The sequence below is a fragment of the Pseudomonas canadensis genome (assembly GCF_000503215.1).
Classification (GTDB): Bacteria; Pseudomonadota; Gammaproteobacteria; order Pseudomonadales; family Pseudomonadaceae; genus Aquipseudomonas; species Aquipseudomonas canadensis.
The window spans coordinates 540,603-565,970 of the sequence record NZ_AYTD01000013.1 but is presented as its reverse complement, the minus strand read 5'-3'; the positions used below and the strand labels follow the sequence as shown (position 1 = coordinate 565,970).

Annotated in this window: 25 protein-coding genes and 1 pseudogene; 16 read left to right on the top strand and 10 right to left on the bottom strand. The window is 62.4% G+C overall.

The genetic code is table 11. The features are described from left to right. The first annotated feature begins 7 nt into the window (after positions 1-7). Together U367_RS0111455 and U367_RS0111450 are read left to right on the top strand one after the other, a co-directional pair. On the top strand, positions 8-1,591 hold the full coding sequence (locus U367_RS0111455; RefSeq protein WP_028617061.1) for a flavin monoamine oxidase family protein: 1,584 nt from the start codon (positions 8-10) through the stop codon (positions 1,589-1,591). Between the two features lie 11 nt (positions 1,592-1,602). Next, a complete protein-coding gene (locus U367_RS0111450; RefSeq protein ID WP_028617060.1) occupies positions 1,603-2,037 on the top strand; it encodes a RidA family protein in 435 nt (144 codons plus the stop codon). Positions 2,038-2,040: 3 nt separating this feature from the next. Here U367_RS0111450 and U367_RS0111445 read toward each other — a convergent pair whose 3' ends face one another. Next, positions 2,041-2,418: a c-type cytochrome gene (locus tag U367_RS0111445; protein ID WP_028617059.1), complete on the bottom strand. Its 378-nt coding sequence runs from the start codon at positions 2,416-2,418 to the stop codon at positions 2,041-2,043. Positions 2,419-2,716: 298 nt separating this feature from the next. Between U367_RS0111445 and U367_RS0111440 the strand changes: the two genes are divergently transcribed. Next, positions 2,717-4,090, top strand: coding sequence for an LLM class flavin-dependent oxidoreductase (locus U367_RS0111440; RefSeq protein ID WP_028617058.1), 1,374 nt, complete (start codon positions 2,717-2,719; stop codon positions 4,088-4,090). On the opposite strand, the gene U367_RS0111435 is transcribed toward U367_RS0111440, so the two are convergent. The 3 genes from U367_RS0111435 to U367_RS0111425 all read right to left on the bottom strand — a co-directional run bounded on the left by U367_RS0111435 (position 4,059) and on the right by U367_RS0111425 (position 7,009). Then, positions 4,059-4,883 (bottom strand): 5'-nucleotidase, lipoprotein e(P4) family, encoded by an 825-nt coding sequence (locus U367_RS0111435; RefSeq protein ID WP_028617057.1) that lies wholly within the window; start codon positions 4,881-4,883, stop codon positions 4,059-4,061. The two genes, U367_RS0111440 and U367_RS0111435, sit on opposite strands and share 32 nt — an antisense overlap. A 45-nt stretch (positions 4,884-4,928) precedes the next feature. Further along, positions 4,929-6,125 carry a DUF1835 domain-containing protein gene (locus U367_RS0111430; protein ID WP_028617056.1) on the bottom strand — a complete coding sequence of 399 codons (1,197 nt, stop codon included), beginning with the start codon at positions 6,123-6,125 and terminating at the stop codon, positions 4,929-4,931. A 170-nt stretch (positions 6,126-6,295) separates the two neighbouring features. Beyond that, complete coding sequence (locus tag U367_RS0111425) at positions 6,296-7,009, bottom strand: hypothetical protein (protein ID WP_028617055.1); 714 nt, start codon at positions 7,007-7,009, stop codon at positions 6,296-6,298. Positions 7,010-7,172: 163 nt separating this feature from the next. On the opposite strand from U367_RS0111425, the gene U367_RS0111420 reads away from it, so the two are divergent. The 6 genes from U367_RS0111420 (at position 7,173) to U367_RS0111395 (ending at position 12,206) form a co-directional block, all read left to right on the top strand. After that, positions 7,173-7,850, top strand: coding sequence for an ABC transporter ATP-binding protein (locus U367_RS0111420; RefSeq protein WP_028617054.1), 678 nt, complete (start codon positions 7,173-7,175; stop codon positions 7,848-7,850). Continuing rightward, on the top strand, positions 7,847-8,638 hold the full coding sequence (locus U367_RS0111415; protein ID WP_028617053.1) for an ABC transporter permease: 792 nt from the start codon (positions 7,847-7,849) through the stop codon (positions 8,636-8,638). Before U367_RS0111420 ends, U367_RS0111415 begins: the two co-directional genes overlap by 4 nt. Before the next feature lie 112 nt (positions 8,639-8,750). After that, entirely contained in the window at positions 8,751-9,371 is a 621-nt protein-coding gene (locus U367_RS0111410; protein ID WP_028617052.1) for a glutathione S-transferase family protein, read from the top strand. Between the two features lie 18 nt (positions 9,372-9,389). Next, positions 9,390-10,310 (top strand): LysR family transcriptional regulator, encoded by a 921-nt coding sequence (locus U367_RS0111405; RefSeq protein WP_028617051.1) that lies wholly within the window; start codon positions 9,390-9,392, stop codon positions 10,308-10,310. Then, the gene (locus U367_RS0111400) at positions 10,310-11,194 is read left to right on the top strand and encodes a LysR family transcriptional regulator (RefSeq protein ID WP_028617050.1); all 885 of its coding nucleotides are present in this window, start codon (positions 10,310-10,312) and stop codon (positions 11,192-11,194) included. The genes U367_RS0111405 and U367_RS0111400 overlap by 1 nt, the downstream gene beginning before the upstream one ends. Before the next feature lie 79 nt (positions 11,195-11,273). Next, complete coding sequence (locus tag U367_RS0111395; protein ID WP_028617049.1) at positions 11,274-12,206, top strand: pyridoxamine 5'-phosphate oxidase family protein; 933 nt, start codon at positions 11,274-11,276, stop codon at positions 12,204-12,206. Here the strand turns inward: U367_RS0111395 and U367_RS0111390 are convergent. Further along, entirely contained in the window at positions 12,181-12,657 is a 477-nt protein-coding gene (locus tag U367_RS0111390; protein WP_028617048.1) for an Sbal_3080 family lipoprotein, read from the bottom strand. The genes U367_RS0111395 and U367_RS0111390 overlap by 26 nt on opposite strands. 294 nt (positions 12,658-12,951) lie before the next feature. On the opposite strand from U367_RS0111390, the gene U367_RS0111385 reads away from it, so the two are divergent. Together U367_RS0111385 and U367_RS0111380 are read left to right on the top strand one after the other, a co-directional pair. After that, positions 12,952-14,292 carry a PQQ-dependent sugar dehydrogenase gene (locus U367_RS0111385; RefSeq protein ID WP_028617047.1) on the top strand — a complete coding sequence of 447 codons (1,341 nt, stop codon included), beginning with the start codon at positions 12,952-12,954 and terminating at the stop codon, positions 14,290-14,292. A gap of 87 nt (positions 14,293-14,379) precedes the next feature. After that, a complete protein-coding gene (locus tag U367_RS0111380; protein WP_028617046.1) occupies positions 14,380-14,802 on the top strand; it encodes a RidA family protein in 423 nt (140 codons plus the stop codon). Here the strand turns inward: U367_RS0111380 and U367_RS0111375 are convergent. Then, a complete protein-coding gene (locus tag U367_RS0111375) occupies positions 14,777-16,264 on the bottom strand; it encodes an aldehyde dehydrogenase family protein (RefSeq protein ID WP_028617045.1) in 1,488 nt (495 codons plus the stop codon). The genes U367_RS0111380 and U367_RS0111375 overlap by 26 nt on opposite strands. A 236-nt stretch (positions 16,265-16,500) precedes the next feature. On the opposite strand from U367_RS0111375, the gene U367_RS0111370 reads away from it, so the two are divergent. Together U367_RS0111370 and U367_RS0111365 are read left to right on the top strand one after the other, a co-directional pair. Beyond that, the gene (locus tag U367_RS0111370; RefSeq protein ID WP_028617044.1) at positions 16,501-17,670 is read left to right on the top strand and encodes a p-hydroxyphenylacetate 3-hydroxylase oxygenase component; all 1,170 of its coding nucleotides are present in this window, start codon (positions 16,501-16,503) and stop codon (positions 17,668-17,670) included. 58 nt (positions 17,671-17,728) lie between these two features. Then, a pseudogene (locus tag U367_RS0111365) lies at positions 17,729-18,208 on the top strand (flavin reductase family protein); the annotation flags it as partial. A gap of 32 nt (positions 18,209-18,240) precedes the next feature. Here U367_RS0111365 and U367_RS0111360 read toward each other — a convergent pair. Beyond that, a complete protein-coding gene (locus tag U367_RS0111360; protein WP_028617043.1) occupies positions 18,241-19,563 on the bottom strand; it encodes an alginate export family protein in 1,323 nt (440 codons plus the stop codon). 217 nt (positions 19,564-19,780) lie between these two features. Here U367_RS0111360 and U367_RS0111355 point away from each other — a divergent pair, with 217 nt between their 5' ends. The 3 genes from U367_RS0111355 (at position 19,781) to feaR (ending at position 22,864) form a co-directional block, all read left to right on the top strand. Further along, positions 19,781-21,280: an APC family permease gene (locus U367_RS0111355; RefSeq protein ID WP_028617042.1), complete on the top strand. Its 1,500-nt coding sequence runs from the start codon at positions 19,781-19,783 to the stop codon at positions 21,278-21,280. After that, positions 21,243-21,809, top strand: coding sequence for a DUF3156 family protein (locus U367_RS0111350; RefSeq protein ID WP_028617041.1), 567 nt, complete (start codon positions 21,243-21,245; stop codon positions 21,807-21,809). The genes U367_RS0111355 and U367_RS0111350 overlap by 38 nt, the downstream gene beginning before the upstream one ends. Before the next feature lie 113 nt (positions 21,810-21,922). Beyond that, positions 21,923-22,864: a transcriptional regulator FeaR gene (gene feaR, locus U367_RS0111345; protein ID WP_028617040.1), complete on the top strand. Its 942-nt coding sequence runs from the start codon at positions 21,923-21,925 to the stop codon at positions 22,862-22,864. 135 nt (positions 22,865-22,999) lie between these two features. Here feaR and U367_RS0111340 read toward each other — a convergent pair whose 3' ends face one another. From U367_RS0111340 to U367_RS0111330, 3 genes are read right to left on the bottom strand one after another with little or no spacing between them, the layout of a single operon-like run. Next, entirely contained in the window at positions 23,000-23,752 is a 753-nt protein-coding gene (locus U367_RS0111340; RefSeq protein ID WP_394365126.1) for an SDR family oxidoreductase, read from the bottom strand. After that, positions 23,745-24,545: an SDR family NAD(P)-dependent oxidoreductase gene (locus U367_RS0111335; RefSeq protein ID WP_028617038.1), complete on the bottom strand. Its 801-nt coding sequence runs from the start codon at positions 24,543-24,545 to the stop codon at positions 23,745-23,747. Before U367_RS0111335 ends, U367_RS0111340 begins: the two co-directional genes overlap by 8 nt. Then, complete coding sequence (locus U367_RS0111330; protein ID WP_028617037.1) at positions 24,538-25,359, bottom strand: molybdenum cofactor biosynthesis F family protein; 822 nt, start codon at positions 25,357-25,359, stop codon at positions 24,538-24,540. The genes U367_RS0111335 and U367_RS0111330 overlap by 8 nt, the downstream gene beginning before the upstream one ends. Between the last annotated feature and the right edge of the window lie 9 nt (positions 25,360-25,368).

The window sequence follows — 25,368 nt, the reverse complement described above, 5'->3', positions numbered from 1 at the left end:
ATCGAACATGGGACTGACACGACGTGAAGCGCTGTCGAGCATTGCTGCGGTAGGCGGCGAAAAGGCAGTCAAGGAGGCACTGGCGGTATTGGGCCTGGGGCCGTCGTCACACCGTCGCCCGCAACCGCTGAAACTCAAGGAAGGCCTGGGGCAGGGCACCCGCGTGCTGGTGTTGGGCGCCGGGATCGCGGGGCTGGTGACGGCACTGGAGTTGAGCCGCGCCGGGTTCGAGGTGCAAGTGCTGGAGGCGCGTGACCGCGTGGGCGGCCGCACCTGGACGATCCGCAACGGCGATCGCGTGGATTACAAGGACGGCCGCACGCAAACCGCAACGTTCGAACAAGGGCACTACTTCAACGCCGGGCCGGCGCGGATTCCCAGCCAGCATCGCACCATTCTCGACTATTGCAGCGAGTTGGGCGTGCCGCTGGAGGTGCTGGTCAACAGCAGCCATGGCGCCCAGGTGCGGCCGGATGTGAGCAAGCCGGCATTCACGGTGGGCCAGGCCATCAACGATGCACGGGGGCATGTGTCCGGCTTGCTGGCCAAGGCGGTGCAGCGTGATGCCCTCGATGATGTATTGAGCGGTGAGGAACGCAGGCGATTGCTGGCGTTCCTGCAGGTGTATGGCGACCTGTCACAGGCGCTGGCCTTCGAGGGCACGATCCGTTCGGGGCACCTGGAATCACCTGCGCACCCCGGCGCCTTGCCCGCCAGTCGTAGCCCGTTATCACTCGATCAACTGCTGCATCCGGAGCTGTGGGGCGCGTTGCTGCACACGGAGTTCCCGGAGTTCTCCGCCACCATGTTCCAGCCGGTGGGCGGTATGGACCGCATCACGGATGCCTTCTACAAGCGCGTCCGGGGCCAGGTGCAACTGGGCGCCCAGGTGCGGCAGATCCGCCAATTGGAAGACGGTGTAGCCGTTACTTATCACGACAAGCTCAGCGGTCGCGAACAAGTGGTACGTGCCGATTACCTGATCTCGACCCTGCCGTTGCCGCTGCTGGCCAAGCTCGACACTGACTTCAGCGACCCGATCAAGGCCGCCTTGCTCAGCACCCGCAGCGACCAGGCAACCAAAGTGGCGTGGCAGTCGCCGCGATTCTGGGAAACCGACTACCGCACCTACGGGGGCCTGTCGTGGATCGAACACCCGGCGCGCCTGCTGTGGTACCCGAGCAACGACCTCAACACCCGCGAAGGCTTGCTGGTGGCGGGCTATGTGACCGGGGAGGGCGCCGACGTATTTGGTGCGCAACCGTTCGACCAGCAGTACGCCACCTCGAAAGAAGCTGTGGAGCTGCTGCACCCCGGCTATTCCAAACACTTGCGCAATCCGTTGGCGGTGTCCTGGGAACAGATCCCCTACAGCGAAGGCCCGTGGCTGCAACGCGAACACTTTCCGGCCGACGCCAGCGCCTTGCTCGAAGCCGGCCACGGCCGTGTGTACTTTGCCGGTGATGGGTTGGTGCAAAGCGGCGTGGGCATCTGGCAGGAATCGGCGGCCAATTCGGCGCGCCATGTGGTCGGGCAACTGGCGGAACGGGTTACCCAACAACGGCACAGCGCGGCACTTGCCGCCTCATAAGGAGAGTCATCTTGAGCAACAGCATTCAACGTACCAGCGTCGGCGATTTCCCAATCTCGCAGACGGTCACCGTACCGGCTTCCGCCAGCCTGATTTTTGTCAGCGGCACCTTGCCTGATCTGCACGACGCAAACGCCCCGGCGGGCACGCCGGCCGCCTATGGCTCTACCGAAGTGCAGACGGTGTCGGTGTTCAACAAGCTGCGCAAGATCTTGCGCCAGCAAGACCTGGACCTGGGCGACATCGTGCAGTTGCGGGTGTTTCTGGTAGGAGCCGAAGAGACAGGCGGCAAGCTGGATTTCGCCGGCTTGCAGGCGGGCTACACGCAGTTCTTTGGCACGCCTGAGCAACCGAATAAACCGGCGCGCACGGCGTTGCAGGTGGTGGCATTGCCATTGCCCGGAGCGTTGGTCGAAGTGGAGGCGATCGCGGCAAGAGCGGTGTGAGACTCATCGACTTTTTGCAATCACACTGCTCATGTACTGGTTCAAATCGCGGAAGTCGTTAACCCTCCAAGCGAACGGTGCCAGCTTCACGCCGTTCTCTCGCAAGGTTCTTGGGATCAAGTCGCCATTGGGACGAAGGATGATCGACGAGACAATAACGCCTGGATAATCATTCAGGCGTTTTTTGAACGCGGCGGTGGTCAGGTCGGGGGTGGGGGGATTGCTCTTGTTGGCCAAGGGACCTGTGCCTTTGATATCGGCGCCGTGACACATCGCACACCGCTGGGAAAAGAGAGTTTTCCCGTTGAGGTTATCCGCGAAGGACAGTGAGGGTTGGGTGAGCGATAACAGGCCGAGCCAAGCGATAAGTACCCGTTTCATATCCATATGACCTTGTGGCTTGAATCAGATTGGGATCGAGGGAAGAACCTGATGCCAGCGCGTTGAGTTTGAAAGGTCGCCATTCTCCTTGTTTTCTCATGATCGTGTCCAAAGCCGCTTCAACGGCCCGCGACAGCGCTGTTGTTTGTTATGCCTGTTTCGGAGGTTTTTGCTGGGTTTAGATCAGTAATTTTAATAATTAGCATAGATCTACAAAGCCTTTCACAAGCCCCGCTCGCGGGCATTAAGGTCGATCTCCACAGGCCAGCACCGCGGCCATCCACGGAGGAATACCCTGATGCCCACCTCACCCCGGCAACTCAAATTCGGCGCCATTCTCACCGGTGTCGGCACTGCACAAAACGAATGGCTGCACCCGCAGATCCCCGGCGATGCCAGTGTGGATATCGACTGGTACCGCGCCCAGGCCCAGCAGGCAGAAGCGGCCAAGTTCGACCTGGTGTTCATCGTCGACAGCCCCTACATCACCCCGGATTCCGCACCGCACTTCCTCAACCGCCTGGAGCCCTTGACGCTGCTCTCGGCCATCGCCGGGGCGACCTCGAAAATCGGCCTGGTGGCGACCCTTACGACCTCCTATACCGAACCCTTCAACGTGGCGCGGCAGTTTGCGTCCCTGGACCACATCAGCGGCGGCCGCGCCGGCTGGAACGTCGTCACCACCGGCTTGGAAGGCGCGGCCGGTAACTTTGGCCGCGAGCAACACATCGACCACACCGAGCGCTATCGCCGCGCAGCCGAACACCTGGAGGTGGTGCAGGGCTTGTGGGACTCCTATGAAGACGACGCCTTTGTGCGTGACAAGCAAACCAAGGTGTTCCTCGACCCGCAGCGCCAACACCGCCTCGATCACCATGGCGAGTTTTTCTCGGTCACCGGGCCGCTGAATATAGCCCGTTCAGCCCAAGGCCAACCGGTGATTTTCCAGGCGGGAATCTCCGAATCCGGGCGCAGCCTGGCGGCCAACTATGCCGAGGGAATTTTTGCTGGCGTGGGCAATTTCGAAGATGCCCAGGCGTACTACAGCGACATCAAAAAACGCACCGCCGCCGCTGGACGTAACCCTGACCACGTAACCATCCTGCCGGGTATTTCGCCAATCATTGCGGATACCGATGAGCAGGCCCAGGCCATCGACCGCGAGCGCAATGGCGAGCTGGATCTGCACAAAGCGTTGGTGCAGTTAGGCCGGCCATTCAATTACCACGACTTCAGCCAATATCCGTTGGATGAGCCGTTTCCGGAATTGGGTGACTTGGGCAGCAATGGCTATCGCGGGCATGCGGAGAACATCAAGCAAGTCTCCCGTGAACAGGGTCTGACGTTGCGTCAGGCGGCGCTGCGGTTTGCCAAGCCGTTTTCCAGTTTCGTCGGCTCGCCCAAGACCGTGGCGAATGAGATCGAGCGCTGGTTTGTGGAGGGCGCGGTGGATGGGTTCAACATCCATGTGGGCGCGCCGGAGGACTTTGCGCGGTTTACCGATCAGGTGTTGCCGCTGTTGCGCGAGCGCGGGTTGTTTCGCAGTGAGTACAGTCACAGCACGTTGCGCGGGCACTTGGGGCTGCCGGTGCCGGTGAATCGGCATACGGCAGCATCCCAGGCCCGTTCAGCCGCGCGGGCTATTGCTGCAACTGCAACGCCTGTTGCTTGAGCATGCGCTTTTGCTCAAACGGCAACTTCTCATCATCCCCATACGGCGCGCTGTACCAGTTGCCATACGTCGGGTTGGGCAACAGAAACCAGCGCTGCCCCAGCCAGTTCACATAAGGCGCCACGGCCTTGCGTTGATCCGCGACGGTGTTGTGCTCGGCCTGGACGAAATCCCCCAGGGAATCACCGGCCATCAACAACACGCGGGCATGGGCGGCGACCCATTGGCGGCGGCAGTTCTTGCCGTAGCCGGCGCTTTCGCAATGGCCGGTGGGCGTGCTGGCGGCGAGGACACGTACGTCGCTTTCCACCGGGAAACCGCGCAGGCGCAGGTTTTTCACGGTGGCGGCGACCTGGCTGTGTTCGCGGTTGGTCAGGTAGTAGACCGCGATACCTTTCTGCTGGGCCGCTTGCACGAAGGCGACTGCGCCGGGCAATGCCTGGGCCTTGGCCTGGTCGACCCAGGTGTTCCAGCGGTCGTAGGAATAAACCTGGTTGTTGACCACATCGCGGGCGTTGAGCGGCACGTTGTCCAGCAGGGTTTCGTCGATATCGACCACGATCGCCGGCGGCAACCCTTTGAGGTTGCGCGGGGGGAAGGGCAGGGCGTCCCAGGTCGGATCAGCCAGCGCCACGTCGAGTTGGCGGGTGGCATTGGCGAAGAGCTGACGGTAGATCAGCTCATGCTCGATGGAGGTCTGTGTCCAGAGCACGGCGTCGAGTTGGTCGTTGGCGGGTGGCGTTTGTTGGCAGCCCGCCAGCAGGCAGAGGCTGGCGAAGATCAGGTTACGCATGGACAGTCTCGCAGATGAAAGTTGGATGGGCGCACATTAGCCTAATCACGGGCGCCATACAGGCAGGATGTTTTCATCAATCGCCCAATGCGGCTGGCCAGGTCGCAGGCATACACCCCCCACCCATCGCGCATGACTGGCATGATCCCGCCAGTGGGCATGGCCGTTGAGCACGGTTTGCCCCAGCGCAGTCAACGCCAGCACCTGGTGTGGCCATTCCAGGTGCGTCTCGGTGGCCGTCAGCAAAGGGTTGTCGCCATCGATTAGCGGCCGCAGCAGCGCGTGAAACATCATGTCCCCCAGAAACGGTAGCGGTTCGCGCTTGGCCATCAACTCGGCAAAGACCCGGCCGAATGGCGTTGGTCCAGCCTCGGCGAGGTAAGTCAGGGTCAGGCGTTCGGTCAGCGACAGCCCATCGCGCAGACCTGGCAACTCCTGCAACTGACGCAACAGCGCCGGGGCCAGCAATGGCAAGGCGGGATGGCTGCCATGGGCCAATTGCGCCCACTTGACTGGCGAGCTGTCGCAATATGCCGACCAGGCCTCTTTGGCGAGTTGCACGGCGTGATCATCGATCAAGCGCCGTTGCGGCCACAGCCAGGCCAACACATCCGGCGCCAGTTGGCCGATGCCGATAAAACGCTGCACGCCGGGAATGCGGTCGACCTCGATCAGTTCCAGCTTGCGCGGTGCTTGCTCAAGACCCGCCAGTGCGCGAACCAGGAACAGTTGGTCATACGCATCCGCTTCGCACCACAGCACACTGTGATCGGCGCTGGCCAAGGCTTCGAGGTGGTCGTATTCAGCATCGACACGACGTGCCGCATCAGCTTCATCGATGGCAAAGGCCTGGCTGATAAAAGCGCTGCGCATGGCGCGGAAGGCTTGGCTGGGCAGATCGCGGACCGGGCCCATGCACAGCGGGTCGGTGAGCATCCGAAACTGTCCTTTGAACCCCGCCAGCTGCAGGCTGTGGGCAATGTCATTGCCGCAGCGCCAATGGGTGGTGCGGGCTTCGTCGCTGGCAGTAAAGTCGGGGTGGCGGGCGGCGAATTCGATAGCATCGATATGCGCCTTGAGCTTTGGCCAACTGCTGAAACCCAGCTGCTTGGCGATTTCCCATTGGGCCAGGGACAAGGTCGCGTTCGGGTCTTGGGCTTTGAGGCGTGGCAGCAGTTCCTTGGCACGCTTGCGCTGCTGTTCAAGGTTGAGGCGGCCATCGGAATTGAAGTGGCGGGACATACGATCTCCTTGCACAAACCTTTTCCGCTTCAAGGTGGGGAGTCGTAGAAAAAAGAGGGTGTTGCAGTGTCTTGGGCGCAGCCCTTTCCGCGGAAGGTGGCGTAGAGAGCGCCAGGCGGGAAATATAGGCAGTGCTGCGCCCGATTGCAAATGTCCGGCTCCCACAGGGGTCAGTCGGGCTTTTTCAGCAGCGTAGTGGGTCCTGTGGTCGAACGAATACGGTCTTTGGGAACTCGGCGTTTCTGAAACTGGATTTCGCCGCCCTCCCTGTGTTTTTCCACCAGATACAACATATCGTCGCTTTCGCCGACGATACAGGCCGTGACCACATCGAGGTTGTTGAGCTGGAGGATTGATGGCGTGCAATCATGAATCACTTCGTAGGCCCTCAGCTTGCCATGTGCCATCGACTGCGCGTACGCCAGCGACCAGATGATCCAGGCGAAAAATGCCAGAAGACTGATCAGCAGTGCGCCGGATATCGGCGTCGTGGCTTTTCTGTAGCTCTTCTCCAGCCTGCGCAGCATCCGATAGCGACGTGTGTGGGGGGCCAATTCCCGGGTGGGTAAAACACGGTCAGGGTTTTCGGTGAAGTACATCAGGCAGGCGAAAACCAGGACCGCTGCGGTGAAGATAAGCAAGGCAGCCAGTTTGACCAGAATGTCGTTTCCGCCGTACACCACGTAGTGATAAGCGTCGTAGCCGAGACGGTTGACGGGTACGCCGAGCGCGTTGTTATACGTTTCCAGATAGGCGTAGCCGTTTGAGTAAAACAGCGCGAACAACAACAGCATGATCGGCAGGCTTTGACGCTTTATCAGTCGCCACAACCACGCTGCGCTCAAGCGAGAAACGGGGGCATCGGTTACTTTCTGTTCGTCCATGAGGGCTCCTTTTTATAGGGGCGCGAGTCTAGCGAGCAGGATGTGCTTTGCCCAGGCCGTCTGCGCGCATCGGGTCATGCACATAAGTTTGAATTTTTTGAATGAAATCCCGGCCAGTGTGCCTCACCATTGCACCATCCAGATTCAGAGGAACACCGCGTTCATGAGCGCACTGATCGAAACCCGCGCCCTCACGCGCATGGACGAGCGCCGCCACGTGGCCTTGCTCCAGCCCACCGATTTCACCTTGAATGCCGTCGATCGCGTGTCGATCACCGGCTCATCCGGCTCCGGCAAAAGCGTGTTCCTGCGTGCACTCGCCCTGCTGGATGCGCCCAGCTCCGGGCAGATCCTGTGGAATGGCCAGCCGATTAACAACGCGCAGATTCCCCACTACCGCTGCCACATCAGCTACTTGTCGCAACGTCCGGCGCTGCTCGACGGCACCGTGGAAGACAACCTGCGTTTCCCCTTCAGCCTCAAGACGTCGCGCAAACGCCACTTTGACCTTACGACGGTGACCACACTGCTGGGCCACGCCGGCAAGAATCCTGACTTTCTGGCCAAGCGCGCCGCTGACCTGTCGGGCGGTGAGTCCCAGGTGGTTTCGTTGATCCGCACTCTGCAACTCAATCCCGAAGTGCTGCTGCTGGACGAGCCCACCGCCGCCCTCGACCCCACCTCATCCCGCGAAGTGGAAGCGCTGATCGACGCCTGGTTTGCCGGGGATCCCTCCCGCGCCTGTATCTGGGTCTCCCACGACCTGGAACAGGCGCGGCGCATGAGCGACATCCATTTGCAGATGAGCGCCGGTGTATTGAGCGCAGTGGCCCAGCCATGAACTATCAAAATCTCACCGCACTGGACATGGGCATCGCCGCCTCGCTGATCCTGATCAACGGCGCGCTTTCCCTGCTGCTGCGCCTGGGCCTGGAGCGCCAGTTGTTGTGGGCGGCGGTGCGCACCGTGGTGCAACTGCTGGCCATCGGTTACCTGCTGGGCTGGGTGTTCGAATTTGCTTATTGGTACGTGGTGCTGCCGTTGATGTGCGCCATGACCTTGATCGCCGGCATCTCGGCGGCGGGGCGCGGGCGGCGCACTTACCGGGGGCAGCGTGTGGACAGCATCCTGTCGGTGTGGGGCAGTTCGTGGCTGGTGACGGCGGTGGGCTTGTTTGCGGTGATTCGCATCCACCCGTGGTACGAGCCGCAGTATGCAATTCCGATCCTCGGCATGATTCTGGGCAACACCCTGACCGGCGTGTCCCTGGGGATCGAACGCATGACCCAGGAGCTGACGTCGGGCCGCAACACCATCGAAATGATCCTGGCCCTCGGCGGCTCGCGCTGGGAAGCGGCGCAGGAAGCCATCCGCCAGGCCGTGCGCGCCGGGATGATCCCGACGTTGAACCAGATGACCGTCGTAGGCATCGTCAGCCTGCCCGGCATGATGACCGGGCAGGTGCTGGCGGGGGAGAGCCCGGTGGATGCGGTGCGGTATCAGATCGTGATCATGTTTCTGATTGCCGCAGCGTCGGCGCTGGGCACGGTGGGGGCGGTGTTGCTCACGTATCGGCGGTTGTTTTCCGTGAGCCATCGGTTCTTGCGGGATAGGCTGGAAGAGCGCTGAATGGGATTGTTTCATCGGGTGAAATGCTGGATTGTAAATCCTGGTGATTCCAACGGCCGGTGCAGCGGCGGAACATGCGGGGCGTTGATACCCCACTTGATTGGAGCCCCTCATGATCAAACTTTACGGTTTCCCGTTGTCCGGCCACAGCCACCGCGTCGAGCTGATGCTGTCGCTGCTCGGCTTGCCCACGGACTATGTGTTGGTGGACCTCAAGCAAGCCGCCCACAAAGCGCCCGAGTTCATTGCTGCCATCAACCCTTTCGGCCAGGTGCCAGCCATCGATGACAACGGTGTGGTACTGGCGGACTCCAATGCGATCCTGGTCTACCTGGCGAACACCTACGGCAAAGGCCAGTGGCTGCCGAGCGACCCGGTGGGCCAGGCCCGTGTGCAGCGTTGGCTCTCGGCCGCCGCCGGGCAACTCCACGCGGGACCCGCGACTGCACGCCTTGCCCTGGTGTTTGGTGCCCAGGTGGACACCACCGCCGCAATCAGCCGGTCCCACGCGTTGCTGAAACTGATGGAAACGCAGCTGGGCCAAAGCCGCTTCCTGGCCAGTGAGCAGCCGACCATTGCCGATGTGGCCTTCTACACCTACATCGCCCATGCGCCGGAAGGCAATGTGTCGCTGGCCGACTACCCTCATGTGCGCGCCTGGCTCGCCAGCATTGAGGGATTGCCGGGGTTCGTGGGCATGCCTCGCACGGCGGTAGGCTTGCAGTCGCAATAACTTTCTAGAGGCGCGCCGATGGACCGATTTCATGAAATGCAGGTGTTCCTGGCGGTGGCCGAGGAGGAGGGCTTCGCCGCCGCCGCGCGTCGCCTGAAAACCTCGCCACCCAGTGTGACGCGGGCCATCGCCGCCATGGAGGAACGCATCGGCACCCAATTGCTGGCGCGTACCACCCGCAGCTTGCACCTCACCGAAGCCGGCCAGCGTTACCTGGAAGATTGCCGGCGCATCCTGGCGGAGCTCGATGAGGCCGAGGAAGCGGCGGCAGGCAGTTATTCCATCCCTTGTGGTCACCTGACCGTGACTGCGCCGGTACTGTTTGGCGAGCTGTATGTGGCGCCGGTACTGGGGGAGTACCTGGACCGGTTCCCCTTGGTGAACATCAACGCCTTACTGGTCGATCGCGTGGTCAACATGACCGACGAAGGTGTGGACGTGGCGGTGCGTATCGGTCACTTGCATGAACCGGGGCAGCAGGCGATCAAGGTCGGCGAAGTGCGCCGGGTGGTCTGCGCATCGCCGGCGTACCTCGAACAGCACGGGCGGCCTACGCATCCGTCGCAGTTGCATGAGGCCAAGATCGCCACGTCGTCGTCCAGTTCCTTGGTGAGTGGCTGGGAATTTGTGGACGGCGGCCAACCCTTGACTGTGACCATCGAGCCACGTCTGGTGGTCACGGCGAACAATGCGGCCATCAACCTGGCGCGCTTGGGCTGGGGCATGACGCGGGTGTTGTCCTATCAGGTCGCAGCTGCGGTGGCGGCGGGAGAGTTGGAAATTATCCTCGAAGCCTATGAGTCGGCGCCGTTACCGATCCAGGTGGTGTTCCAGAAGAGCGGCCGGGTGCCGGCCAAGATCAACACCTTTGTCGACTTCCTTACCCATCGCCTGGGCCAGGACAGCGCCCTGAACCCTGCGATGAAACGGCGCAGCTGATGGAGCGTTATCGCGATATGCAGTTGTTCGCCGCGCTGGCCGGGCAGCCGAGCCTGGCGTCGGCGGCGCGTGACGCACAGGTCTCCGGCCCGACCCTGGTACGCGCGATCGCCCGCCTGGAGGCGCGTTTGCGCGTGCCGTTGCTGGCGCGCAGCACGCGTGGCGTGAGCCTTACCGACGCCGGCAGCGCCTACCTGGCGGACTGCGTGCGCCTGCTCGCTGCGGTGGACGCCGCCGAAGCCTCGGCCAAGGGGCTGCATGTGCAGGCCCAGGGCAATCTGCGGGTGTTTTTGCCGTTCCTGTTCAGCCGTTATGTGATGGCGCCGGTCCTGGCCGACTACTTGGACCGCTATCCCGAGGTGAACCTGATCGTCAGCTACCACGACTATTACCCGAACCTGCACGAAGAAGGGCTCGACGTCGCCATCCTCGTCGGTGAACTGCCCGACTCGTCATTGATCGCCCGGCCGCTGGGGCAGGTGCGGCATATTCTCTGCGCCAGCCCCGACTATCTTGCAGCTCACGGCGAGCCCCAACACCCGGACGACCTCAAGCAGCACCGGCTGATCGCCAGCGCCGATCAGGTGCATTGGGATTTCCCGGGCTATCAACTCAAGGCCCGTGCCCGTCTGGGCTGCGCCACGGTACAGGGTGCGATCAATGCGGCGGTGCAGGGCGCGGGGTTGATTCGCTGCCTGAGTTATCCGGTGCACGAACACCTGCTGAGCAGGCAACTGCATCGCGTATTGCCGGATTTTGAACTGCCGCCACTGCCGGTGCAGGTGGTGTACCGCGAAGGTCGCAATGCACCGATGCGCGTGCGCAGCTTTGTCGACCACTGCGTAATGGCGCTGCGCGAACACCCGGCATTTCAGCTGGCGTAATAGTGGATTGCCTGGCGTGGTGATTCTCACGCTGGCTGGCAGGGTGCAGGATCGACACATCCAACCTGAGGTGCTTGCCATGAACCTGATCGAACAATCTCCCTGGCATGCCGGCGAACGGCACATACAAGAGGCGGTGGGCGTGGCCGACCGCATGGCCGTGGTCGGGCCGAAGGTGATCCGCGATCACCTGCCGGAACAGCACCGGGATTTCTATCCCTTGTTGCCTTACCTGATACTGGGTGCGGTGGACGAGCAGGGCATCCCTTGGGCGACGATGATCGAAGGCGCGCCAGGCTTTGCCCACTCGCCGGACCCGCAGTCCCTGCAGATCGACAGCCTGCCGTCCGCGACCGACCCGGCCCGCAACGCTCTGCGTGAGGGGGCAGCTGTCGGCCTGTTGGGCATCGACCTCAACACCCGGCGTCGCAATCGCATGAACGGCCGTGTGGGTGCACTCGATCACGATGGCTTTTCGGTCGACGTGGTACACACCTTCGGCAATTGCCCCAAGTACATCCAACTGCGCCCGGTCGATGGCATTGCCCGTAAACCCGGCACGGCGGTCGAACGCTTCAACGACTTGGACGCTGCCGCCCAAACCCTGATCCGCAACGCCGACACACTGTTCGTCGCCAGCTACGTCGAGGTGGACGCTCAACGCTCGGTGGACGTTTCTCATAGAGGTGGCAACACGGGTTTTGTGCGGGTCGAAGGCAACGTGCTGACCATCCCCGACTTTGCCGGCAACCTGTTTTTCGCCACCCTGGGCAACCTGCAAGCCAATCCGGTGGCCGGGCTGTTGTTCATCGACTTTGAATCGGGCGATGTGCTGCAAGTGGCCGGGCGTACCACGTTGATCCTCGACGGCCCGGAAGTGGCGCTGTTCGAGGGCGCCCAGCGGTTGTGGACGGTGACGGTGGAACAGGTGGTGCGCCGCCCGGCGGCGTTGGCGTTGCGGTGGCAGTTCGCGGAGTTTTCGCCGTTCAGTCTGGGGATGGGGAGTTGGTAGGCAGTCCCGGACCATAGTACGCATTCGGGAACAACTGGTTGGTCATCTCGATGATCTTGCTTTGTGCATCGATAAACTTGCCCATTCGAGCGCCACCCGAGGTCGAGTCATACAGCGCCTTGCCCACCTGGCGGCCATTTTCAAACACCTGGATATCGGCATAGCTCATGTACAGCGCCAGGTCCCAGCTCCATTGACCAATGTAGGTCGTCGAAAGCGCGCAACTGGCCGGTGGGGTGCCGGGCCGCAGCTCACGAGTCTGGAACCCTTTGCTGCGCAACTGCGCGGTGTAGGTGGCATTGAACCCGGCACGCAAGCCTTCGGCGGGGATCATGCAGATCTCAGGCGCCTGGGCGCCGCTGAAGGCAACCGGCGTGACGGTTTGCTTGATGCTGCAGCCAGCCAGGGTTAAGGCGGCCAGCAAACAAGCGGGAGCTGTTATCAGGCGCATAGCGACGTCCATATCTTCAGTAGTGGCTTGATGATAGCAGTGAAGGTCTGATGGCGAGCGCAGCATTTCAGACGCAAGGGATCATGTGTTGGGAGCTGGCTTGTCGAACCGTCGCACCGTCCCGTTGTGTCGCGAAGCGGCCCCAGCTCTATAGTTGTGTAAGAGCAGTCCGACAAAAGAGAGACTTCGATGCCATTCGTGCCCCACGGTTAACATTCAATTGCGCCACGGCCGGTGGCTACCCGCGCGTTATAGGGCAATACTCCCTCAGGTTTCTGCCCCGAGGTTTGCACCATGAATGTACCGAGCCGCCTTGCGCTCCTGATTGCCGCCGCCGCTGTTCTCAGTGCCTGTGGCGAAGCGTCCAAAATACCGTTTCAAGCCGGAGTCGGGCCTGCGCCGCAACTGCCCGAGCCCAGCACTTCTTTGATCCCTACGCTCAAGGTCTCCAAGGCCGTCGGCTGGTCTGACGGCGTGCAACCCACCGCCCCCCAAGGTTTCACCGTCACGGCCCTGGCCGATAACCTCGATCACCCGCGCTGGGTCTACACCCTGCCCAACGGTGATGTGCTGGTCGCTGAAAGTAATCACCCGCCCATGCCCGAAGGCGCCAACGACGGCGGCACGGGTATGATCGCCTGGGCAAAGCGCACGGCGATGGGTGTGGTAATGGGGCGTGTCGGCGCGGATACACCGAGCGCCAATCGCATCACCTTGCTGCGCGATGCCGATCACGATGGGCATGCCGAAGTACGGACCGAGTTCTTGAGCGGCCTGATGTCGCCGTTCGGCATGGCGCTGGTGGGCAACGACTTGTATATCGCCAATGCCGACGCGGTGGTCAAGGTGCCTTACACCCCAGGCCAGACCCATATCGACGCCACTCCGGTCAAGGTCACCGACCTGCCGGCCGGCATCAACCATCATTGGACCAAAAACCTGCTGGCCAACCCCGAAGGCACCCGGCTGTATGTGACGGTGGGGTCCAACAGCAACGTCGGCGAAAACGGCCTCGACGCTGAAGAGGGGCGTGCCGCGATCTGGGAACTGGACGTGGCCAGCGGCGAGAAACGCCTGTTCGCCAGCGGTTTGCGCAACCCCAACGGCCTGGCGTGGAAACCGGGTTCTACCCAACTGTGGACGGTGGTCAACGAACGCGACGAAATCGGCAGCGACTTGGTGCCCGACTACCTCACTTCAGTGCAGGACGGTGCATTCTACGGTTGGCCGTGGAGCTATTACGGCAGCCACGTCGATGTGCGCGTCCAACCGCCACGCCCGGACAAGGTCGCCCAGGCTATCGCGCCGGACTACGCCCTGGGTACTCACGTCGCGCCGCTGGGCCTGACCTTTTCCGATGCGCGCGGCATGCCGGCTGCCTTTGCCGATGGGGTGTTCGTCGGCGAGCACGGCTCCTGGAACCGCAACCCGCAAGCGGGCTACAAGGTGGTGTTTATCCCGTTCAAGGAGGGCAAGCCGTCGGGTGCACCGGTCGACTTCCTCACCGGTTTTCTCAATGCCGAAGGCGAAGCGCAAGGCCGGCCGGTGGGTGTGACCCTGGACGGGCAGGGTGCATTGCTGGTGGCGGATGATGTGGGGAACACGGTGTGGCGGGTGACACAGAGCAAGCCCTGACCCCGATATGTTGCGGGATGTTGAACCGTCAGATTGAGCGATGCTTTTGGGTTAGCCTTGTTTTCCTACCGACAACAAGGAAGCGTCATGCAACGAAAGGTCATCAATCCCACGACGGTATTCAACTCCCTGCAATACGGCTTCAGCCAGGCCCTTGAGGTGCCACAGGGTCGGCGCATCATGCTGTCCGGCCAGGTGGGGGTGGATGCGGACGAGCGCACGGTCGGCCCAGGCATTACCGAGCAGACCGCCGCTGCGCTGGACAATATCGGCAAGGTGCTGGCCGAAGTCGGCGGTGATCTGTCCCATGTGATCATGTTGAGGCTGTATATCGCCGAGTCCGCCCGCGACCAGCAGGAACCCATCGCACAGGCGCTGCGGCAGCGCTTCCGGCACAACCCGCCGCCGTCTTCGTGGATTATCGTCAGCGGGTTGTCGTTGCCGGAGTGGTTGATCGAGATCGAGGCGGAGGCGGTTGTTCCGTTCAGTACCGAATCATCACCGACTTGAGCTCGGTGTAATCCTCGATGAATGCACTGCCAAACTCCCGGCCTACCCCCGAAGAGCGATTCCCACCAAACGGCACCGCTGGGTCGAGCAGCGTGTGCATGTTCACCCACACGGTGCCGGCCTGGATTGCCGGCACCATGCGCAGGGCCTTGCCCAGGTCGTTGGTCCACAGGCTGGCGCTGAGGCCGTAGGGGCCGTTGTTCATCAGTGCAAGCAGTTCGTCTTCGCTGTCGTAGGGCAGGAAGGTGGCGATGGGGCCGAAGGTTTCTTCGTTGAGCAGGGTGTCGTTGATGCTGTTGGCCAGGATCACCGTGGGTTCGACGTAGCAGCCGGGACGGTCAATCAGCGTGCCACCATGGATGATCGTGTTGTTTTCGGCGCGGGCTTGGCTGAAGTAACCGAGCAATTTGAGTTGGTGCTGGTGGTGGGTGACCGGGCCGAATTCGGTGCGCTCATCCAGTGGCGATCCGATGGTGAGGCGACTGAGGCGCTGGCTGAGCCTGTCCAACACAGCGTCCATTTGCGAACGATGCACGAAGAAACGCTCAGCCGCCGCGCAGATTTGCCCGGAGTGCAAAAAGCCCGCTTCGATGATGCCGTCCACCGCTTTGTCCACGTCTATATCGCGCAGGAAACCGGCGGCATTCTTGCCGCCCAGTTCCAGGGTCGCACGGGTGAGGCCGGCGCCCATGGCGCTGCGGCCGACAGCGATGCCCGTCGGCACGGAGCCGGTGAAGGATACTTTGTGGGTGCCAGGGTGCTCCACCAGGCCTTTGCCGACATGGCCGCCGCCCGTCAATACATTGAGCACGCCAGGTGGCAATCCGGCTTCGACGGCCAGTTCGGCGATGCGCAGAAGGGTCAGCGGCGTGAATTCGCTGGGCTTGATGATGATGCCGCAGCCGGTCACCAGCGCCGAGGCGAGTTTCCAGATGGCGATCATGGTGGAGAAATTCCACGGCACGATGCCCACGACCACGCCCACCGGTTCACGCAGGGTGAACGCGGTGTAGCGCTCGCCATTGAACGAGGGCAGCGACGGGGTAAGGGTCTGGCCGCTGAGCTTGGTCGCCCAGCCCGCGTAGTAACGCAGGAAGTGCGCGGCCTGGTCGACTTCGAACGCACGGGCAATCTGGATGATCTTGCCGGACTGGCAGGTCTCGATCTGCGCCAGTTCTTCGCGGTTGCGTTCCAGCAAGTCCGCGAGCTTGAGCAGTACGTTGCCGCGTGTCGCGGGTAACGCCTGGGACCACAACTGGAAGCCACGGTTGGCGGAGTCCACAGCTGCGTCGATATCCGCCAGGTCCGCATCGGCCACCTGGGCGATCACGTCACCGGTGGCCGGGTTGGTCACGGCCAGGGTCTGGCTGGAATGGCTGCGCACGTTGACGCCGTCGATAAACAGCCCATGGCGCCGACGCAGAAAGGCTTCGACTTGGGGCAGTAGCGGGATATCACTCATGGCAGGTTCCTGGCAGTTCACAAAGGAAAGCCCGAGGGTAACCAAGCCACCGGACCATGGCTTGACTCTGCCTGCCGCGCGAGATGTCTGTGGCTGCCACGCCTATGAAAAGTACAACCTTGCCTGTGGAACGTGCATTTTCCACCTGCGTGCCCCCATCGATACTGGCTCTGCATCAGGCGCCGTTCCTCAACCCGGAGCGCCCGCCGGACTTCCAATAATAAGCAGGGCCGTCCATGAAAAAGCCAAACCCGCTCCTTGAAGACCTCAAGCCCCTCCTGCCGCTGATTGCCGCGAATGCCACGCGGGCCGAACAGCAGCGTCAGGTGCCGGATGAAAACATCGCCTTGCTCAAAAGCATCGGCCTGCACCGCGCCTTTCAACCCAAGGCCTTTGGCGGGCTGGAACTGTCGCTGCCTGAGTTCGCCGACTGCATCGCCTTGCTCGCCGGCAGTTGCGCCAGCACCGCCTGGGCCATGAGCTTGTTGTGCACCCACAGCCACCAACTGGCGCTGTTTTCGGCGCAGTTGCAGCAGGAGATCTGGGGCGAAAACCCGCACGCCACCGCCAGCAGCAGTATTGCGCCGTTTGGCCGGGTGGTGGAGGGCGAGGGCGGTGTGCACTTCAGCGGTGAAATGGGCTGGAGCAGCGGCTGTGACCATGGCGAGTGGGCGATCGTCGGCTGCCGTCGGCAGAACGCCGAAGGCGGCCAGGATTACTGCTTCGCCGTGCTGCCGCGCAGTGACTACCAGATTCGTGACGATTGGTTCGCTGCCGGCATGAAGGGCAGCGGCACCAAGACCCTTGTCATCGACAATGCCTGGGTGCCCGAGCATCGTATCCAGAAAGCCAAGGATATGATGGAAGGCAAGTCCGCAGGTTTCGGCCTTTACCCCGACAGCCAGATTTTCTACGCGCCGTACCGCCCGTATTTTGCCAGCGGGTTTTCCACCGTCAGCCTCGGTGTGGCCGAGCGCATGCTGGAGGTGTTCCGCGAAAAAACCAAAAACCGCGTGCGTGCCTACACCGGTGCCGCCGTCGGTGCGGCCACGCCCGCCTTGATGCGCCTGGCCGAGTCCACCCACCAAGTGGCTGCCGCCCGCGCATTCCTCGAAAAGACCTGGCAGGACCACGCCGAACATAGCGCCGCGCACCGCTACCCGAGCCGCGAAACCCTGGCGTTCTGGCGCACCAACCAGGCCTACGCAACGAAAATGTGCATCGAAGCCGTGGACCGGCTGTTCGCCGCCGCCGGCGGCAATGCCTGGTTCGAACACAACGAAATGCAGCGCCTGTTCCGCGATTCCCACATGACCGGCGCCCATGCCTACACCGACTACGACGTCTGCGCGCAGATCCTCGGCCGTGAGCTGATGGGCCTGGAGCCGGACCCGAGCATGGTGTAGCGCGTTCTTCCCCTCACAACAATCAGGGCGCCCATCCGATGGCGCCCGGGAGTCTTGCATGTCCGACAGCAGCCTTTTCGATCCACGCGCCTTTCGCCGTGCCCTGGGCAACTTTGCCACCGGCGTAACCGTGGTCACCGCCGCCACCGCATCCGGGCGCAAGGTGGGTGTGACCGCCAACAGTTTCAATTCGGTGTCCCTCGACCCGCCGCTGGTGCTGTGGAGCATCGACAAACGCTCCAACAGCCACGAGGTGTTCGAGGAGGCCAGCCACTTTGCGGTGAATGTGCTGGCCGCTGACCAGGTGCACCTGTCCAACAATTTTGCACGCCCGCGTGAGGATCGCTTCGCCCTGATCGAGTACGAACCGGGGGAGGGTGGCTCGCCGGTATTCGCCGATTGCTCGGCGCGGTTCCACTGCGAGAAGTACCAGCAAGTGGACGGCGGCGACCACTGGATCATGATCGGCAAGGTGGTTGCGTTTGATGACTTCGGGCGTGCGCCGCTGTTGTATCACCAAGGCGCTTATGCCGAGGTCCAGGCGCTGCGTCCGTGCGCGCCCGAGACGGTTCAGAACGGTACGGCGACCACCAACTGACTGTAGACGTTGGTGCCGTTGCCACCGACCTGATTGCCGCCGGTCTCGGCATCCTTGTTGGGCTTGTAGAGGCCCAGCAGTGGCGTGATGATCAGGTGCTCATTCACCGCCCACTCGGCGTACAGGTCCAGCTCGCGACCGTCCAGGTTCAGCTGGCCTCGGGTGCTGACGGTGTTGTAGTTGAAAAACAGTGCGCCGAGGGTGACGTTTTCCAGCGGCTTGACCTTGAGCGCCACGTGTTGCACCGCCGTATTGGTGTTGTAGGGCCCCGAGTAGTTGCCCGCCACTTCACCCTGCACCCAGGTGCCGTAGCCCCGGTTGAAACCGGAGAACATCCCGTCCCAATTCTTTGAATAACGCGCGTAGCGGTAGGTCAGGTCCGGCGACCAGGGCAGGTCGGCGAAGGTGTAGCCGGCTTCGGCGTAACCGGCATTCTGCTGGCTGTCGCGGCGGTCCTGGCGGGCCAGTTCAAAGGCGAAGTGCGCGTTGTCGATGCCGGCATTGCCCGCGCCGCGCAGGCTATAGAGGTTCATGCCCTTGCGTTGGCGCTGCACCTCGCTGGCGAAGCGTTCATCCACGTCGATCCCATGAATGTAGGTAAGGCCCAGGGTGCCCGGTGCGGCGCTGTATTCCAGGGTGCCAGCGGCCATTTCGGTCATGGCCTGGGCGGGGTTGTCGGACTTGATCCACATCAGGCTGCCATGCACGCCATCCTTGCCGCCCAGGCGGATCACGGCGGTCTTGTCGAAGGCATGGCGTGCGGCGATGTAGTAGGCGCCGCCACGGTTGAATTCCCCATCGCCCACGCCCTTGCCGAGGTTGGGGCCGTCATCATTGATCAGGAAACCGTCGCCCAGCATGATGATTTGGCGGCCGAACGACAGGTCCACGCCGTCCTTGCCCAACGCCGGGAACAGATCGCCGGAGCGCCAGCCGGCAAAGGCTTCGTCAAACTTGGTGGTGCGCTCCTTGCCCGTGGTCACCCCGGATGCATCGCCATCGCCCCAAGTGCCGGAACTCACCAGGTTGGCCGTGCCATACACGCCGCCAAAGGCGCCCAGGCTCTGGTCCACGCTCAGGCCGTACTTGATAAAGGCCTCGCGCCAGGTGGAACCGCCGCTGCGCCCGTCGTAGTTCTTCGGGCTGTTGAACATCCCATATACGGCGAGGAAGTTGCCGGTGACCCTGGTGTCGGCATCGGCATAAAACTCGATGGCCTGGGCCTGGCCCATCAGCAGCGCAATACCCAGGCCGACCGCCTGGCGCAGGCGGCGATTTTTCAGTGTGTGCTCCATTGTTATTGTCCCCATCTTGGTTAAGAGTGAGGGCGCATTAGGGCGAGCGCGGGGGGCGAAGTCTTTTCTCTGCGTGCCAAGGAATTGACCCAGGCCGCCACGCCCTACGCTGTGGCAGGGAGCAACAAAACCGGCGGCAGACAGGGGCAAGACGATCAACTCGAGTGGGGCGCAGAGTGCTGACACATTAAAAAAAACCGCTTTCGAGGACCCCATCATGTCGATCAACGACCGACTCACCGCGCACCTCAACCGAGGCACGGTAGGTCTCCCCACCGCCTTGGCCAGCACCATTGGCCTGATCATGGCCAGCCCGGTGATTCTCACCGCCACCATGGGCTTCGGCATTGGCGGCAGTGCGTTTGCCTTGGCGATGCTGATCGCCGTGGTGATGATGCTGGCCCAGGCCACCACCTTCGCCGAGGCCGCCTCGATCCTGCCCACCACCGGCTCGGTGTACGACTACATCAACTGCGGCATGGGGCGGTTTTTCGCGATCACCGGCACCTTGTCGGCCTACCTGATCGTGCATGTGTTCGCCGGCACCGCCGAAACTATCCTGTCCGGGGTCATGGCCCTGGTGAACTTCGAGCACCTCAACACCTTGGCGGAATCGGCCGGTGGTTCGTGGTTGCTGGGCGTCGGCTTCGTGATCGTCTTCGGTGTGCTTAACGCGTTTGGTGTCAGCGCGTTTGGCCGTGCGGAAATCATCCTCACCTTTGGCATGTGGACCACCTTGATGGTGTTCGGCGTACTGGGCCTGATCGCCGCGCCCGCTGTGCAGTTGGACGGCTGGTTCGGTGAGTCGCTGGTGGGCACCGACCTGATCACCGTGCTGTCGTTGGTGGGCATGGCGATGTTCATGTTTGTCGGCTGCGAATTCGTCACACCGCTGGCGCCAGACCTGCGCCACTCGGCCAAGGTGATGCCGCGCGCCATGATGTTGGGGCTGATGGGTGTGGCCACGTGCATGTTCATCTACGGCGCTGCAATGAAACGCCAAGTAGAAAACGTGGTACTCGATGCCGCCTCTGGCGTGCACCTGCTGGACACACCCATGGCCATCCCCAAATTCGCCGAGCAGGTGATGGGCCAAATCGGCCCACTGTGGCTGGGCATCGGCTTCCTGTTTGCCGGCGCGGCCACCATCAACACCTTGATGGCCGGCGTGCCACGCATTCTCTACGGCATGGCGGTGGATGGGGCGTTGCCCAACGTCTTCACCTACCTGCACCCACGCTTCAAGACGCCGCTGTTGTGCATCCTGGTGGCGATGCTGATTCCTTGCCTGCACGCGCTGTACCTGGGCGGCAACACCGACAACATCATGCACCTGGTGCTGGCGGCGGTGTGCGCGTGGAGCTTTGCCTACCTGCTGGTGACGATCTCGGTGGTGAGCCTGCGCATCCGTCGGCCGGACCTGCCACGGGCGTATCGCTCGCCGTGGTTCCCGCTGCCACAGATTGTGTCGAGCATCGGCATCCTGCTGGGCATGTGGTTCATCACGCCACCGGGCATGAACCCGGCGGACATCTACGTACCGTTCGGTGTGATGTTGGGCGGCACCGCCGCGTACGCGCTGTTCTGGACCCTGGGGGTGCAGAAGGTCAACCCTTTCAAGCCGGCCTCCGTGGAGGACGTGTTGGCAAAGGAATTCAGTCATCAACCGGAGCTGGCCGATGAGCGTTATGGCGATTTTGCGGCAAAGACTGTTTGAACTGTTTCGCGCCGAGCGCGCGCCGGCAGGCTATCGACCGGGAGTGACCCTGGCGCACCTGCGGCGCAACCTCGGGTTGGCGACACTTGAAGTGGACGGCGTGGCGTTCGAGATTGTCGAACGCACCGAGTCGCAGTTGTTGATGCACCTGGTGTTGACTGAGTTTGTTCTGCGTGTGCCTGCTGCGACAGGAGGCACAGCGAGCTTCGACGTGCACCATGGCGGCGCGATTCGACGCACTGGCATCCGTGTACGGCGCCGCTCCGGTAACCAGGCCCTGTGCCGTGAAATACAGGCACGATTACTGGCTGACACCGCATTGTTCCAAGCGCTAATGCCACTGGATTTCAAGCGCCTGCGCATCGAGCTGCAAGGTCAGCAATGGTGCGTGCGCCTGGAGCACATGGGCGGCAGTGAAGTGGTCAATCGTTTACCGGCCTTTCGACGCTACATCGCCTTGAGTCCTGCGCAACGCAGTCACTTGCTCGCGGCGCTGGTCGGATTGAATCGCGTGTTGTCGAACCTCTGATTGGCATCATTAGTGCTTCTGCAAAGGGCAAACAGGTTGTTGTTGCGTGTATATAGATAACATGTTAACTATTGCGCCAGAACAACAAAAAGAATCCTTTGCGGAGACACCCCATGAGCATCCCACAGCATGCACACGACGGGCTGGACACCTGGAACCGCGACCTACGCGCCGCGTGCGGTTACTTCGACACCGAACTGGCATTCAACCGCTCACTGTTCATCGGCGAGATCAAAGACCTGCCACGCGGCGTCGCGATCCTGCGCACCAATGCCGGGCTGATCAAACGCCCGGCGCACCATGCCGACCACGACAACGACCAGGATTGCTTCCTGGTCAGCCAGCGCAGCGGCTACTCGCAGATCGTACAGAACGGCCAGACCCTGCAACTGGCCCCTGGCGAAATGCTGCTGATGGACTCGGTAGGCTCCATCGAAATCACCCCCTTCGGCCTCATCGAACACGCCTCCCTGTCACTGTCACGCCCGCAGGTGTGCAAGCACCTGGGCGGCGACGCACGCGCCTTCGGCAAGATCTCCTCGACCAAGGCCTGCGGGCGCATGCTGCATGTGCTGATGGACCAACTCTGCAAGGACGACACCGAAGACGGCGCAGGTGAAGTGGAGGCGCTGCAAAGCGCTTTCGTGTCGCTGCTGGGCTCGGCCCTGGAGCAGGGCGACGAATGTCGCGAGGGCCTGGCGCTGTTGCAGGGCAACAACCTGCGCAGCTACGTGCAGAAGGTCATCGATGAGTCCCTGAGCCAGCCTGGCCTCAGCCCGATCGGGCTGGCCAATCGGCTGAATATCTCGGTTCGCCACCTGTACCGCTTGTTCGAAGAGCAGGACGACAGCGTCTGCCGCTACATCCAGCGCGCGCGGCTCAAACGCAGTGCGGATGACTTGACCAACCCGTTCCTGCGCAGCGAGTCGATCACCTCGATTGCCTACAAGTGGGGTTTTACCGATTCGGCGCATTTCAGCCGGTCGTTCAAGAAGCAATTCGAGGTGTCGCCCAAGGATTTCCGCTCGAGCCGGATGCAGGCTGTGGGGGCATGAACAGGGTTTCAGAACAAACAAGATCTAATGTGGGAGGGGGCTTGCCCCCGATAGCGGTGGTTCAGCCAAGCTTGCGGTGACTGACACACTGTTATCGGGGGCAAGCCCCCTCCCACATTTGGACCGAGTCGAGGTTCAGACTTCGGGGAGGGTGGAGCCACCGTCCACCATCAGGGTTTGCCCGGTGATGTAGCTGGCGAGATCGGAGGCCAGGAACAACATGGCTCCGGCGATATCCGCCGCCGCACCCAAACGCCCAAGAGGCACACGGCTGGCGATAGTGTCATTCAGCGCGGCATCACCCAGGTTGCCCATTGCCGGCGTAGCGATCATGCCCGGCTCCACGCCATTGACCCGCACCTTCAACGGCGCCAGTTCCAGCGCGGCATTGCGGATAAACCCGTTGACCCCGGCCTTGGACGCCGCGTAATGGCTGAGGCCCGGATAACCGACGCGGTTGCCGGTCACCGAGGAGGTCACCAGCACGCAGCCCCGGCCCTGTTCGCGAAACGCCGGCAAGGCCGCCTGGGTCAGCCAGAACAGCGCCGACAGGTTGACCGCCAGGGTGCGTTGCAGGATGTCCGGAGTGATGTCTTCAAAGGCCGTCAGCGGAAAATACCCGGCGTTGTGTACCAGGATATCCAGTTGTGGCAACCCTTGAACGCACTCGAACGCCGCCTGTGATTCGGCCAGGTCGACGCCTACTGCTTCAACCCGATAGCCCTGCGCGCATAACTCAGTCGCCACGGCCTGAGCCTGTTCCAACTGCCGATCAGCAATCACCACCTGCGCGCCACGCAGGGCAAACGCCTCGACGATGCCTCGGCCAATGCCCTGGGCGCCGCCCGTGACCAGCACCACTTGCCCGCTGAAATCCAGGTCACGCATGGGCATTCTCCAAGTGAGCGAACGCCAGTGTGGGTACATCGACAATGCTTGAACCGCCGTCTGCTACCAACGTCGCCCCGGTAATGATCGACGCATCATCGGAGGCCAGGAAACGACATACCGTGGCGATCTCTTCGGCACTGGCCGCACGGCGTAGCGGCACGTCGGCGCAGACCCGGTCATAGGCTTGCTGCAAGGTGTCGCCATAGGCGTCCATCAACGGCTGCATTTCCGCGTCGGCCATGGGCGTGCGCACCCAGCCGGGACACACCGCATTCACTCGCACACCGTGCGGTCCGTAGTCCCGCGCCAGCGAGCGATTAAGCCCAAGCAGGGCATGTTTGGCCGTGGTGTAGCCGCACACCTCGGGCCCCGCCGCCAAAGAGGCGATGGAGCCGATTAGCACGATAGTCCCCGCGCTTTCCTGCAACAGCGGCAAGCACGCGCGGGCGCTATAGAACGCGCTGTCCAGGTTGCTGCGCAGGGCGCTTTCCCAGGTGGCGGGGCTGGTTTGGGTCGCGCTGCCCAGGCCATGCCCGCCGGCACAAGCCAGCAGCACATCGAGGCGTCCATAGTGCTCGCTGATCTGTTGGATAAACCCGTCCCAGGTCTGCGGGCAGGCGGCATCGCCCACCAGGATCAGGCCGCCAGTGTCCTGCGCGACCTGTTGCAATGGCTCACGGCGCCGCCCGATCAACACCAGGCGTGCTCCTTCCTGGGCATACAACCGGGCACACGCGGCGCCGATCCCTGTGCCGGCGCCGGTGATCACCACCGTGCGCGGCTCAGTCATCGGGATACTCCGTACGGTTGAGCACCTGGCAATACGAGCTGATGGGGAAGTTCGACAGCGCATCGAAGGACGCGCCCGCATAACCGAAGATCTTGCCGTCGCTGCGGTGCTGCTGCAGGTCGATCAGCACCAGGCCGAGAGTCGGCACGATCTTCTCCTGCCACACGAACAGGTACAGCTGCTCGGCGATCTTGTAGTAATGGCAGCGGTCGGTGTCGCACAGGCCTTGCTCTACGCCCTTCAAGCATTGCCAGGCGTAGAAGCGCTCGTTGAGGTAGATGTGTTCGTAGACTTCGCTGGGGCTGTAGCGGTACTGGTTACGCAGGCCGACCAGTTCGTCGGTCGGTGCATGCAGGCAGTGGCCGGCCTGCCATGGGCGGTCGAGGCTGCCGTGGAGGAAGTCGACTTCGACCGAGGTCAGCGGTTTACCGGCGAGGGCGCGGTGATACAGACCTTCGTGGGTCTCGGCCTGGTCCGGCAGGCGTCCGATCACTGCAGTGAATGAGGCGTTCGGCGTGTCCAATACCAGGCTGATCGACCAGCTGTGCCCGGCCTCATGCTTGATGAAATCCACCAGGTACAGGCCTGGGCGGATCGAAGTGGCGCGGTAAGCCGCACTCCCGCTGGAGTGGCCGTCGGCAGCATGCCAGGCCAGGCGCTCCTGCTCGAAGCGGTGTTCGATCTGCCAGCCGTTGGCGAAGTGCAGGGTGAAGGTCTGGCCCGCCAATTCGGCGAGGTTGGGCAGGATGAACGCGTCCGGGGCGAAACCGTCGGCCAGCGCGCCGACGGTGATCCAGTCAGAAGAACTCGTCATGGCAACGCC